Origin of the sequence: Bifidobacterium colobi, assembly GCF_018555455.1 — a bacterium.
GTDB classification, from domain to species: domain Bacteria; phylum Actinomycetota; class Actinomycetes; order Actinomycetales; family Bifidobacteriaceae; genus Bifidobacterium; species Bifidobacterium colobi.
In genome coordinates, this window is record NZ_JAFEJU010000001.1 from 430,322 (window position 1) to 443,456 (window position 13,135).

The following is a 13,135-nucleotide window of genomic DNA, read 5'->3' on the forward strand; positions in this document are numbered from 1 at the left end:
TCGAACCGGTTCGAGATATCAGTGCATTTCACCACCGCACAAAGCCCATTATCCAAGCCCCGCGCCCGCGTACACGCACCCACACACGCCGCACGCAGCACGACCCCACGCGCTGGATTCCGGCGAATCCGTCGTGGAACATATCGTGAAACACCCCTTACACGACGCAATCCCCGGAATCCAGCGCGAGATGCACCCCACCATGCCGCTTTCCCCGAAATCCGTCGCGAACAGCATGTTTCACAGCACGTTCCACGACGCAATCCCCGGAATCCAACAACAAGGGCACACGCAGGAGCACGCCGTAGGATTCCTGCAATCTAGCGGAGCAGCATTACTCAATACTCGTTGCAGATGAAGCCAGTAAACGGTGTTCGCTTGCCCTTATCAGGCTGCGGAACACCTGCAGCGAGCAGCCGCTGCTCCAACTGTCGCCGATTGCGTACATGCGACATCTGGAATCGCACCACGGGTATCCCCTGCATAGTAATAGCGGATTCTCGATCCTTCTCTCGCAACGTGACCGCAACCGAATCGGCGCCTCCCGTCATCGCGGGATTCTCATACTTCTCTCGACCATCCAGCTCACCGATAATCAGCGACCCATCGTCCAAAGTCCAAGTGAAATCAACATAGATCGTGCTGCCATCAATCTGATTAATAAACTGCCTTTGACATTCTGGCTTGCTGAAGCCCAGCTCCAGAGCAACCGCATACGCTATAGCCTCACCACCATTGGTGCACATAGTGTCAACATGCTGCGCAACATATCTCGCGCGAGGCAATCCGCGCTTCCTTGTCATATCGGCACAATATGCCTGCAGAGTTTGCGCAGTGCTTCCGGTCATGCGCAAACCCATGGTGCAGATGGCCATAGCGGTGGAAAAATCAAGGGTCCGCGCACAGTCGAACATAGTTTGGAGGGGATGCGTAGTGCGAATGCCATTCACCATGACGCTCTCGACATCTGGCAGGTAATGTGCAACGTACTGACCATGCCTGCCTGATTCCGAAGTCTTGCGAGCGACAACATGAATGTATCGCTGTTGGTAATAAGTAGATGTATACCCCAACGCAGCTGCAGCTGAAATGCCGCACACGGTTACGGTCGGATCTTTTGCGCAAGCGGTTCGTAAGATATATGAGATTCGTTCGGAGAACGATAGGTTTCCCCATATGGCAGTGCGAACATAAAAGCGCGGGAAAGGCATGACCAATCCGCCAGTCTGGACTCTCCTCTGCAGCAGGTGATAATCATTCGGCACAAGCGGCCAGGCACACATGCGGTTCTGCTCGGCCCAAGCAAGAATGCGTTCAATTCGTGGATGCGTGTTCATGGGGAGAGGATAACAACTTGCGGCTGTGGACCAAGGGAAAAACGACCTATGTGGTTCGAGCTTATAGTTTTGTGCGGAACCGGAAACATGTGACATGTTTTTGTCCGTAAATGTGATGAATTACGCGGCTGACATCAATCAAGTTATCCACATTGGGCAACTCATGGCATGTTATGCACAACAAATGTGGACAAGTCATTAGCAACGGCAATTCATCAGAGGAAGATTCGCGCGAAGCGGGACAATCTCATGCGCGATAGGTACAAACGTTCTACTGCCACGCCCACCTACCAACTTCCGGCGAATCCAACATCCCATGCATCCACGTACACGGGGCACGCGCGGCACACAGAACACCCTCACGCGCTGGATTCCGGCGAATCTGTCGTGGAACATATCGTGAAACACCCCTTACACGACGCAATCCCCGGAATCCAGCGCGAGATGCACCCCGCCATGCCGCTTTCCCCGAAATCCGTCGCAAACAGCATGTTTCACAGCACGTTCCACGACACAATCCCCGGAATCCAGCAACAAGGGCACACGCAGGGGGCACGAGGCTGCGGGCGGCAGCGAGCAGCGGCAGACAGACGGCAGCAGGACCCGCGGCTCACACCGAGGGAAAAATCAGTGGCAAGCGCCGCCGACAATCCACCCCAGCGTCACACAGATGATCGGCACCACAATCGTGGCAACCAAATAGAACACAGCCGTGCCGAAATGACGGTTGCGGAACAACGACACCATTTCGTTAATCGCCGTGGAAAACGTGGAGAAGCCACCAAGGAAACCGGTCACAAACAACAGATACGTGGATTCCGGCACCACTTGCTGCGCATAAGCGGCAGCGGCCAAACCGGCGCAGAACGTGGCAATCACGTTGATGACGAATGTGGAAAGCGGGAACAGTCGCTTCCACGTCTGCTGAATCGACGTGTTCAGCACAAAGCGCGCAGTGGCACCCAGTCCACCGCACAGGCTCACCAGCAGGAAAATCATCAGTGCGCCTCCCCTGTCGTTAAATCACCGGTCAGGGGGATCTCATCGGTAATAGGATCCGGTTCGAAGAACGGCTCAGCAGATGCCATAGGCATCGCTGAGGTCACAGGCAATGCAGTCGGAGCGGCATCCGAAGCGATTCGTCCGGCAGCGCTGGCGGAATCATCAGACATAGCATGCAAAGCATTATGCGCAGTGCCAGTACCATCGGCATGGTCAGTATGACCAAAGTCATCCTGGGAACTATCGCCAGCAGTACCGGAAGCAGCAGCATGTGCAGCTGCATCAATCGAACTCAGCATTACGGTTTCGCCAACAGTCACATGGCGACCAGAGCCGCCGTTCGCTTGCTGCCGCTGCAATGCTTCGGCAGCAAACCGTCCGGCTTTGCGAGCCGTCAGCACCAAGCCAAGCTTGGCACCGATAGCAGCCACCAACAGACCGCCAGCAAAACTGAACAGCAGATAAAACACTGCGCCCAGCGTGTGACTGATCTGCAGCGACGTCAGCTCCTCAATCGCCAAGGCAGACAGTGTGGAGAAGCCACCGCACATGCCCATGCCGAAACCTCTGGAAGCGAGCTGCCGCGTACGCTTGCGAATCCAAGCCGCCTGCGAGAGATACGAGGTTAGGCATGCGAAAATAAAGCATGCGAACATGTTCGCGATGAACGTGGGCAGATGGAACGAATGCCAGAAACCGAGCGGCTGTGCGGTGGCAGGCACCAGGAAACTCAGACCATAGCGCATGGCCGTGCCGAGCGTACCGCCGAGGAATACCACCAAGTACACCATGCCATCCGCCAGCGGATTGAATCGCGCCTGCATCTTCTTCATCGGCGCAAGTGGAATCTTTGGCGGACGGGCAGCGGCGGCGGCACCCTGGGGCTTTGGGGTGGATTGCTCGCGAATCTGAGCCGCAGAAATCTCCATAGTGTTGGGCTGCGGCTCAGAATCTGAATTGCTTACGGAATCGGACATGACGGTGCCTTGTTGTGCCTGAGCTGATGATGCGCGCGAGGAATCGAGCTCAGTCGATCAGCGAATGCACGGAAATGATGTGATCGCGCTGCGGGCCGGTGCCGATGGCGGAGATGCGGCAGTTGCTGAGCTCCTCCAGACGCTTCACGTAATCCTGGCAGGTGGCGGGCAGCTCCTCGAACGTGTGGCAGTTGGAGATGTCTTCATCCCAGCCCGGCATGGTCTCGTAAATCGGCTTGGCGGCGGCGAAGGCGGCCTGATCGGTCGGCATATCGTCGTGACGTTCACCGTCCACGTCGTAGGCCACGCAGATCGGGATTTCCTTCAGGCCGGTGAGCACATCGAGCTTGGTGAGCACGATATCGGTCAGGCCGTTGACCTGAGAGGCGTAACGGTTCACGACGGCGTCGAACCAGCCGCAGCGACGCGGACGGCCGGTGGTCACACCGAATTCGTGACCCTGCTGGCGCAGCCATTCGCCGGACTCGTCGAACAGCTCAGTGGGGAATGGACCTTCGCCCACGCGAGTCACGTACGCCTTGGAGACGCCGATCACGCGGGTGATCTTGGTGGGGCCGACGCCGGTGCCGGTGCAGGCGCCGCCGGCGGTCGGGTTGGAGGAGGTGACGAACGGGTAGGTACCGTGGTCCACGTCGAGCATGGTGGCCTGGGCGCCTTCGAACAGCACGGTCTTGCCCTCATCGAGCGCCTTGTTCAGAATCAGACCGGTGTTGGCCACGTACGGCTTCAGGCGTTCGCCGAGCTTCAGCAGCTCGTCGGTGGTCTGGTCCACGTCAATTGGACGACGGTTGTAGAGTTTGACCAGCATCTGGTTCTTCTGGTGCAGGCTGGCCTCGACCTTGTCGTGCAGGTGCTTGGCATTGAACAGGTCGTGCACGCGGATGCCCACGCGGTTGATCTTGTCGGCGTAGGCCGGGCCAATGCCGCGGCCGGTGGTGCCGATCTTGTGCTTGCCGAGGAAGCGCTCGGTGACCTTGTCGAGCGTGCGATGGTAGGGGGCGATGATGTGTGCGGCTTCGCTCACCTTGAGGTGCGAGCAGTCGATGCCGCGAGCTTCAAGACCGTCGATTTCCTCGAACAGCACTTCCGGATCAACCACCACGCCATTGCCGATCACCGGGGTCAGGTGCGGGTTGATAATGCCAGAAGGCAGCAGATGCAGGGCGTAGGATTCATTGCCGACCACCACGCTATGGCCAGCGTTGTTGCCGCCATTGAAGCGTGCGACGTAATCGACTTTGGTGCCGATCAGATCGGTAGCCTTGCCTTTACCTTCGTCGCCCCACTGGGCACCAATAAGAACAATTCCAGGCATGATGGCCTCCCCGATTGCACACTGTTGTACGTTGTTTGGTACGCGTTTTGGACGTTACTCGGCACGCATCCACGTACGTTTCCGCCGGGGACTAGGTTACCTTACGCCCTCTACTCGCGGAAGAGGCGGTCTCACGCCGCGTCCTCGTCCGCCGCAACCGCCGCACCGCCCGAATTACTGACAATCAGAGGCAATCCCATGTGTACAGCACATGGGAGAAATCTAGCTGCTCAAGATCCTCCCGGCGAATGAGGAAGTTCGCGCAGCCGGAATCGCCCCACATCAGCACACCGTCGTAGCTATCCATCTTCAGCAGCACGAGTTCATCATCATAATCCTCGCGCACGTCGGATTGAGTGAACACCGGGTGGCCACCCATCTGGAAACATGCCCCGGGCGACACTACGTTGAGCTGGTCCATCACCGCCTGCTCAAGATCACCCAAAGTGTCTTCAGCAGCCTCAATTACGGCGGGGTCAAACTCCTCAAGGACGCTTTCGTACGCCGGCTCGAACTCGTCGCATTCATGAGACACCGGATCTTCGATAAGCGCCGGACGCAACGCACAACCATGGAAATCCGACTGGAACGGCGTACGCAAATCGGGATCCGAAGAATCAGCACCGATATGCGGAAGCTGCACGACTTCAGCGCCGTTCAGCACGGACGGGGCTTCAGGAATGTAGCGCACGCACCGATTATCGTTGTCGGCCTCGCTCTCATAATCGGCGGATAAATCACAGCCATACAGAATGTCCGTGCCGATGAAGAACTGCAGTAGCCCCCGTGTGGGGTATCCCGGAATAGTAGGCTCCGTACAGCGAATCTGCATCAGCGGGTAGAGCGGGTCGCCAGAAGCCGACGTAACGGGCACGCCTTGAGGCGACCAATACGAATCGCCTCCGACGAAATTCCCCAGTAAATCGGGCCTCACGTCAAGCTCAGGCGTGAATGAAACGGCCATCTTACTGGTATCGCGCACAATGCGCCGCACAATCTCTTGTACCAGCGCTTGGGCAGCGTCGCGATCCTCCGCCATCATGACCACCATCACTTTCCTTGACTTGATGTTATATAGGCCGCAGTTATATGGGCCGCAGGCTGCAGCTACGCGCGCTGTCGTAGTCCAGTGTTTAAAGTCCGATGCTTACTTCAGCGCCTTGCCAGCGGAGCCAAGCTGCTGGCAAGCTTCGATCACACGCTGGGTCATGCCGGCCTCGGCCTTACGACCCCAGGAGCGCGGATCGTAGAACTTCTTCTCGCCCACTTCGCCGTCGATCTTCAGCACCTTGTCGTAGTTCTCGAACACGTGGTCGGCAATCGGACGCGTGAACGCATACTGCGTATCGGTGTCGATGTTCATCTTGACTACGCCGTAGCTCACCGCCTCAGCAATCTCCTCCGGACGGGAGCCAGAGCCACCGTGGAACACAAGCTCAAACGGCTTGCCGTTCGGGAAGGCCACCTGACCGGCCGCGCTCGGCAGTTCGCCTTCCGCCACTGCGCGGGCCACGCGAGCCTGAATCTCACCAAGCAGTGCCGGGCGCAGCTTCACCACACCAGGCTTGTAGGCACCGTGCACATTGCCGAACGTGAATGCAGCCATATAGCGGCCACGCTCTCCCAATCCGAGACGACGCGCCACTTCCAGACCATCTTCCGGGGTTGAGTACAGCTTTTCGTTGATTTCGGCGGAGTGTCCGTCTTCCTCACCGCCGACCGCACCAATTTCAATCTCGAGCACGGTGTGCGCCGCTTGGGACTTCTCCAGCAGCTCTTCGGCGATGTCCAAGTTCTCCTTGAGCGGCACAGTGGAACCATCCCACATGTGCGACTGGAACGTCGGCTCCTTGCCGTGCGCCACTTCATCCGCCTCATAGGCGAGCAGCGGACGTACCCACTCATCCAAGTACTGCTTGGCACAGTGGTCGGTGTGCAGGGCCACAGTGATGTTCGGATACTTGGCCGCCACCACATGTGCAAACGCGGCGAGCGCCAGCGATCCGGTGACGCGATCGTTCACGCCCTGACCGGAGACGTATGCGGAGCCGCCCACGGAGATCTGGATGATGCCATCCGACTCGGCATCGGCGAAGCCCTTCAATGCGGCGTTCAGCGTCTGCGAGCTGGTCACATTGATGGCAGGGTAGGCGTATCCGCCGCGGCGGGCGGCATCAAGCATTTCGGCATAACGTTCCGGTGTTGCAATTGTCATGATTTCATTATGTCCCCGGCCATGCCCGCGTGAGTGGCCGGATGGTTACGTGTGGCTGTGCGATTGGTCACATCTCGGTAAAATTTCCAGAATCACCCAATGTTTCGTGAAATACACGCCATTCACAGCATCTCAACGGCCCATATTTTCGAAATAAACCGCGACTTCGTGAAAATACGCCACTGACTACCGTAGCCTCACCGCACCAGGAACACCATGATCAGAATCATCGCGAATCCCGCCAAATCGGTGGGCGTAAACACGGCTCCGGCGAACAGCACTCCGGTAATCGTGGCGGTGACCGGCTCACTGGTGCCGAGCATCGTGGCGCGCATCGCCCCGCACCGTTGTGTTCCCGCCAAAAACAGCCAATACGCACCGAATGTGCCGCCGATAATGGTGAACGCCACCAGCATCAATCCAACCGCATCCAACGAAGGCGCAGTGGCCCACGGCTGCACGATCGGCAGCAGAATCAGCCCGGAAATCACGAACATGATGCCGTTGACGGTGAAGTTGCCCCATCGTGCCATCAAGGCAATCGGCGCGATGGACATGATGGATGTGCACAGTGCGTCCAATAGCCCCCAGAACAGTCCGGCCAGCGGCAGACTCAGCTGACTCAGATCACCTCCGGTGGCGATAAGCACGGTTCCGGTGAACGCCAACACGATGCCAATGCTCTCTTTGATCCGCGGCAGTCGCTGCCCGCGTACGCATACGATGGCCAGTACGAACAGCAGGTTCAGGGTTTGCAGCACGGTTGCGGTTCCTGAATTGGTCCAGTCGATGGCTTTGAGGTATGCGACCTGCACAAACAGCACGCACACCAACGCGCAGCCCAGCAGCTTCAGATATGATTGGCGATCCTTGAGCGCGCCAATCAGCAGCTTTGGCGTGAACGCCGCGGAGCATGCGACGAAGATTGCGCCGGCGGCCAGTTCGCGCACGCACGCGATCCACAGTGGGTCGGCATGGTATGTGCCCATGAGCAGTTTGGATACGGTGGCATTCACACCCCACAAGGTGCCGCCCGCAAGCACCAACGCTGCACCGATCAGAATGTCGCGCGGGGTGCGTTCGAAGGAAGGCGTACGCTTGCTTGCGCGCTGTGATTGGCTTTTGGTTGACTGCGACTGCACTGGCTGTGCCGAGGGAACTGCGGAATCATTCATCGCGCATTACGATACGCGTGGCATACGAACAGTGCCGCAGAACGATGATCGTAAGACTTAATTCCCCAGTGAGATACGCACCCACGATGCAATACTGCGGATGAGTGATTACATGACCAACTATTTCGGAACCAACAAAAGAGCGGACAACGGGAGTCGAACCCGCCTCTAAAGCTTGGGAAGCTTTCATTCTACCGATGAACTATGTCCGCATGTGCGCCACGCAACCGAAAACCACCAGTCGCAGTGATGCACAGGTAGCTACTGTAGCACACGCTGAGCTGAATCGGCTGAGCCGACGCTGTTTTTTGGCTTCGTCCGGTCTCTCCCTCCGTCATCGCTGCGCGACGCTACCTCGGCCCGCAACGACGGACGAACTTCGTTCGCATTTTGCCTGCTCGACGGTCGTCTCGCACATTGCCTACAAACAGCTCTGTTGTTTGCTTTACGGCAATGTCCCATCAGAGGGAGGCGATAATGCCAGTCCATCCAAGGGGAGCCAAGTTCGCGCTACCGCAGCGCGTGCACGGAATATGGCGCGGCGATCGGCTGGCCGCCGTTCATCTCCTGCGCCATCTGCATCAGTCGAGCGATGCGCTGATCGGTCGGCGGATGCGTGGAGAACAGCTTCGAGAAACCAACCGCGGAGAACGGGTTCGCAATCATCATCGCGCTCACCGACTGCGTGCCTGCGGTCTTGCGCATCGGCGTGGTCTGCGCGCCATAGGAGATCTTGTTCAGCGCGGAAGCCAGCGCCTCTGGATCACCAGTCAGCAGACTGCCATCCTCATCGGCATCGTATTCGCGGGTGCGGGAGATTGCCATCTGAATCAGCGAAGCGGCAAGCGGTGCCAGAATCGCGCTCAACAGCACACCAATCAGCCCCAAACCACCGGAATTATTGTCGCGACTGTCGCGCGAGCCACCGCCGAAGTACATCAGCGAATAGCCCAAGTACGTAATCACCGTAGCCATGGCGGAGGCAATCGCAGAAGTCAAAATATCGTGATTGTAGACGTGCATCAGCTCGTGTCCCAGCACACCGCGCAGCTCGCGCGCATTCAGGATCTGCAGGATCCCTTGGGTACAGCAGACGGCCGCATGACGTTCGTTACGGCCGGTGGCGAAAGCGTTCGGGCTCATCGTGGGGGCGATATAAATACGCGGCATCGGCTTGCCGGCCTTGGCACTGAGCTCGCGCACGATGCCGTAGATTTCCGGTGCCTCCTGCTCGCTGACTTCACGCGCGCCCATCGACGCGATGGCGAGCTTGTCGGAGAACCAGTAGGAAAAGAACGTAGTGGCAAGGCCAATCACAATATATATGCCGAGCGTGCCGCGACTGCCGCCCGTGACCCACCAAATCAGCATGATGACGGCCCACATCAGGCCAAACAGCAGCGTTGTTTTCAGGCCGTTGTAATGGCCATGCACCTGTACCTTGCCATTCATAAGGCCCACCCTAAAGAGGGTAGCTGGATGATTGCTGGATATGCGCGGGGAGAAATGCCATGTTCAGTTTGTTTAGCTGCCCATTACGTCAGTGCGAATCTGATCGAGCGTGGCGATGAGGTTATAGAGCAGGTCGTATTCGCCGGCAGCGTCGGTCATTACGGCGAGTACGTAGTCGCCGGAGTCCGTGTGCACCACGCCGGCGTCGCTCAGCGAATACAAACCGCCCTCGCCGTTGATCCAACCTGGCTTGGAGTAAACCGTGTCATTCTCGCTCAGCGCAGGGCGAATCACCGAGCCATACGTGTTGGCGAATTCGTTGGCCAGCCAGGCGCGGGCATCGGTATCAGTATCGGCAGAGTCGGCGGAATCATCAGTATCCGCAGCGCTGGCATCATCGGACGAATCATCCTCGAACAAATACCCGTACCCTTGAGCCCACGCGCGAGCCATATCGGCGGCGGAGATGTCGAGGTAATAGCCCAACGTTTCATCGCTCACGTCCACGTTCATACCGACTGCGCTGGCCCACTTGGCGAATGCATCAGCACCATACGTTTTTCGCAGTGCCGCGTACGCGTCATTACTAGACATAGTGATGGCCTGATCGATGTTGGACTGCGTTTGCGTATCCGCGTCAGTACTGCCAGCGACCACAGCCTGCAAATCAATCGTTCCGGTTTCGGCAAGCGACAGAATGTACGGCGCTTTAATCGTGGACGCCGAGTACACCGCACTACCCGCATACGAACCCAGCGCATTGCCGGTTTGCATATCCACCAACACCACGGATGTCGTGTATCCTGCCGATTCCAGCGTACTCAGCGCCTGTTCCAGTTGCATCTGACTTGAGGTATCCAAATCGAATCCCACAGTGGAGATCTGCGCCGAATCGTCGAGCTTGCCGATGGATTGGAGTGCACGTTCTGCAGTCGTTTGCGATTTGCTTTGGGATGCGGTCTGCTCTTTGGCGGCGCTGGTTTTGGTTGATTGTGATTGTTGCGATGCAGCTGTAGATGCAGCGCCGTTCGCAGTAGGCCAGAAGGTATGCAGTGCAGTGGTTGCCGCCACGGCAATGGCCAGCGCTGCGCCGAGCGCCATGATTAGGCGGCGACGGGCCAGTTGCGCGCGAGCGGCGGCCTGGGCGGACGATGCGCGCATATGACTACCGCGGTAGGTTGATTGGCGAAGTTCACGGCGGGGCGCTGCACCCGCGCTGCCGAATCGACGTTTACGCGCGTTTGCTGGGTCTGTGCCTGTACGCGCTGCCCCTGTGCTGTCGAATCGACCGCGATCTTGATACGTTTGCCGCGCGAACCGCGCCCGAGGCTGACTCCTGCTGCTGATGCGGCGGGCTTCACGCGCGGTATCCGGATGATTGGTTCGTTTCGGCATGGCACTTCCCCGAAGCTTTGGCGGTCGACTGGATTACTTCGGTGTGCCACCGTACGAGCCGATGGTGGGATAAGTCTTGCTTGAAGCCGGGAAAGTGCTGGGAATGCCTGGGAAAATCGAGGGAAACCGCGTCTCGACATTTCCTCATGAGTTAACTGACGGATTTCCAACGGTGGCTGACGGTTTCCTAACAATGACTGACGGATTCCTAACGGATTTCGTTATAAAACCGTCAGTCTGTGTTGGAAATCCGTCAGTCGGTGTTATCAATCCGTCAGTCAGGGTAGAAAAACCTACAGTGAAGGCGGCTGGCAACGAATGCACAGCCGCCTTTGTAGGTTCATGAGCCGGTTCTGGCTACCCGACCGGCAGGCCAACCGACAGATCGACCGGCAGACCAAACCGGCAGATCGACCGCACCTGAGCTGATTAGTCAATCAGCCACTGAGTAATCAGCCGCTCAGGCCAGAGCGAGTTCGCGCATCTGATCGGGCTCGATGACCTTCTTGTGCTCGCGGCCTTCCTTCGCGCCCTCGGCGCGCTCGAAGGCGTCGACCTTCTTCCAACCGGCGAAGTCAATCGGCTTCACGCCACGCTCGGCGAGCAGGCGGTCGATGGATTCGGGATCGCGATCGGCGGCCACGCGGCCACCTTCGGCAGCCTTAGCCAGATCCTCGAGCATGTTGGTCACGATGGCCAGGGCGTCGGACTTGGTAGAGCCGATCAGACCCACCGGGCCGCGCTTGGCCCAACCGGTGGCGTACAGGCGATCGCGCACTTCGCCGCCCTCGGCCTCGGTGGTGATGCGGCCGTCGCCGTTGGCGTTGGCCAGATGAGCGCCGTGCTCGTCGTAGGCGATGCCCGGGGCCTCGGCCGGCTTGTAGCCGATGGCGTGATACACGGCCTCAACCGGGTAGTCGGTGAATTCGCCGGTGCGGTGCATCTTGCCGTCGGCACCGGTTTCGGTGCGCTCCACGCGAATGACCTTCACCTTGCCGTCTTCGCCCAGGATTTCGGTGGGAGCGGAGTTGAAGTGGATGTAGTACTTGCGGTCGGCCGGGTTGCCTTCGAAGTCCACGTCGCCATCGTCTTCCATGTCTTCGGCCATCTCACGCACGGCGAACAACTCCTCGACCATCTGGCGAGTGAGCTTGTCCTTGCCGGCCACCTCGATGGTCTCGTCGTCCAGATCGAAGTCGTCTTCGTTGATAATCAGCTGCACACCGGGCAGCTTCTCCATCTCGCGCAGCTCCTGCACGCTGAACTTGGCCTGAGCCACGCCGCGGCGGATGAACAGGTGCAGCACCTTGGCCTTGTTCTGACCGATGCCTTCGTACACGTTGTCCGGAATATCGGTCTTAGCCTTCAAATCGTCAGCGTTGCGCATCAGCTCACGGGCCACGTCCATAGCCACGTTGCCGCCACCGATCACGGCGACGTTCTCGGCAGTCAGTGGCCATTCGCGGGCACCCGTGGGGTAGCCGTCGTACCATTCCACGAACTTGGCGGCACCGTACACACCATCAAGGTCGGCACCGGGCAGGTTCAGCGGCTTGTCCTTCACAGCGCCGGTGGCGAACAGCACGGCGTCGTAGCGGGCGAGCAGGTCCTCAAGAGTCACGTCCTTGCCGAATTCCACATCGCAGTAGAGGTGGATGTCCGGGTTGTCGAGCGTCTTCTCGAGCGCGGATGCGATGAACTTGATGGACGGGTGGTCCGGGGCCACACCGTAGCGCACCAGGCCGAACGGCACCGGCAGCTTCTCGAACAGGTCGATGCGAGCCTTGGTGCCGAGGCCGAGCTCCTCGCCCAGCTTCTTGAGCTGGCGCAGGAAGATGTCGGACGAGTAGACGCCAGCCGGGCCAGCGCCGATCACAGCAATACGCAATTCGTTGGTTGCGGAAGTATTCACAGATTCAGTCACGCGTTACAGGTTATCGCAAAGCCTGCCGTGGCAACAGGGGTAAAGCAGTGGGAATTCTGTGATGTTGCATGTGGCGAAGCTGAGGCGTATGGGGTTACATGGGGTCGCATGGGCCCATAGGCACATAGAGTTGCATAGGGCACATGGTGCTACATACGGGGGTGCATATGGGTTGCTCATTTTTATTTCAGCGAGGCAGAACCTCGGCCCAACAGAAGAAACGCCCCATTGTGGCACGCCCAACGAAGAAAAACCACGAGCCGGCCGAGAAAATATCCTACTGGCAGCTCCCCCAGCGGAGCAACATCTCGAGCCAACAAAA

At 58.5% G+C, this 13,135-nt stretch carries 10 protein-coding genes and 1 tRNA gene; all 11 read right to left on the reverse strand.

Going from position 1 to position 13,135, the window contains the following annotated elements; all coding sequences use genetic code 11:
- Window positions 1-338: 338 nt before the first annotated feature.
- A complete protein-coding gene (locus JS530_RS01800; protein WP_214375500.1) occupies window positions 339-1,337 on the reverse strand; it encodes a hypothetical protein in 999 nt (332 codons plus the stop codon).
- A 627-nt stretch (window positions 1,338-1,964) separates the two neighbouring features.
- Entirely contained in the window at window positions 1,965-2,333 is a 369-nt protein-coding gene (locus tag JS530_RS01805) for a fluoride efflux transporter FluC (protein WP_425350842.1), read from the reverse strand.
- Window positions 2,334-2,335: 2 nt separating this feature from the next.
- The gene (locus JS530_RS01810) at window positions 2,336-3,316 is read right to left on the reverse strand and encodes a fluoride efflux transporter FluC (protein WP_214375502.1); all 981 of its coding nucleotides are present in this window, start codon (window positions 3,314-3,316) and stop codon (window positions 2,336-2,338) included.
- 49 nt (window positions 3,317-3,365) lie between these two features.
- Entirely contained in the window at window positions 3,366-4,652 is a 1,287-nt protein-coding gene (locus JS530_RS01815; protein ID WP_214375503.1) for an adenylosuccinate synthase, read from the reverse strand.
- Between the two features lie 184 nt (window positions 4,653-4,836).
- Entirely contained in the window at window positions 4,837-5,703 is an 867-nt protein-coding gene (locus JS530_RS01820; protein WP_214375504.1) for a YwqG family protein, read from the reverse strand.
- Between the two features lie 96 nt (window positions 5,704-5,799).
- A complete protein-coding gene (fbaA, locus tag JS530_RS01825) occupies window positions 5,800-6,867 on the reverse strand; it encodes a class II fructose-bisphosphate aldolase (protein ID WP_214375505.1) in 1,068 nt (355 codons plus the stop codon).
- Window positions 6,868-7,064: 197 nt separating this feature from the next.
- The gene (locus JS530_RS01830) at window positions 7,065-8,042 is read right to left on the reverse strand and encodes a DMT family transporter (protein WP_214375506.1); all 978 of its coding nucleotides are present in this window, start codon (window positions 8,040-8,042) and stop codon (window positions 7,065-7,067) included.
- A 141-nt stretch (window positions 8,043-8,183) separates the two neighbouring features.
- Window positions 8,184-8,254: transfer RNA gene (locus JS530_RS01835), tRNA-Gly, on the reverse strand.
- A gap of 298 nt (window positions 8,255-8,552) precedes the next feature.
- Complete coding sequence (gene htpX / locus JS530_RS01840) at window positions 8,553-9,494, reverse strand: zinc metalloprotease HtpX (protein WP_214375507.1); 942 nt, start codon at window positions 9,492-9,494, stop codon at window positions 8,553-8,555.
- Window positions 9,495-9,566: 72 nt separating this feature from the next.
- Entirely contained in the window at window positions 9,567-10,655 is a 1,089-nt protein-coding gene (locus tag JS530_RS01845; RefSeq protein ID WP_214375508.1) for a serine hydrolase, read from the reverse strand.
- Between the two features lie 694 nt (window positions 10,656-11,349).
- Window positions 11,350-12,813 (reverse strand): FAD-dependent oxidoreductase, encoded by a 1,464-nt coding sequence (locus tag JS530_RS01850; protein WP_214375509.1) that lies wholly within the window; start codon window positions 12,811-12,813, stop codon window positions 11,350-11,352.
- Between the last annotated feature and the right edge of the window lie 322 nt (window positions 12,814-13,135).

Excerpts from the sequence above, each read along its gene's own strand:
- JS530_RS01800 (WP_214375500.1), bottom strand. The coding sequence starts at position 1,337 with ATGAACACGCATCCACGAATTGAACGCATTCTTGCTTGGGCCGAGCAG.
- JS530_RS01810 (WP_214375502.1), bottom strand. The coding sequence starts at position 3,316 with ATGTCCGATTCCGTAAGCAATTCAGATTCTGAGCCGCAGCCCAACACT.
- JS530_RS01815 (WP_214375503.1), bottom strand. The coding sequence starts at position 4,652 with ATGCCTGGAATTGTTCTTATTGGTGCCCAGTGGGGCGACGAAGGTAAA.
- JS530_RS01820 (WP_214375504.1), bottom strand. The coding sequence starts at position 5,703 with ATGGTGGTCATGATGGCGGAGGATCGCGACGCTGCCCAAGCGCTGGTA.
- fbaA (WP_214375505.1), bottom strand. The coding sequence starts at position 6,867 with ATGACAATTGCAACACCGGAACGTTATGCCGAAATGCTTGATGCCGCC.
- JS530_RS01830 (WP_214375506.1), bottom strand. The coding sequence starts at position 8,042 with ATGAATGATTCCGCAGTTCCCTCGGCACAGCCAGTGCAGTCGCAGTCA.
- htpX (WP_214375507.1), bottom strand. The coding sequence starts at position 9,494 with ATGAATGGCAAGGTACAGGTGCATGGCCATTACAACGGCCTGAAAACA.
- JS530_RS01845 (WP_214375508.1), bottom strand. The coding sequence starts at position 10,655 with ATGCGCGCATCGTCCGCCCAGGCCGCCGCTCGCGCGCAACTGGCCCGT.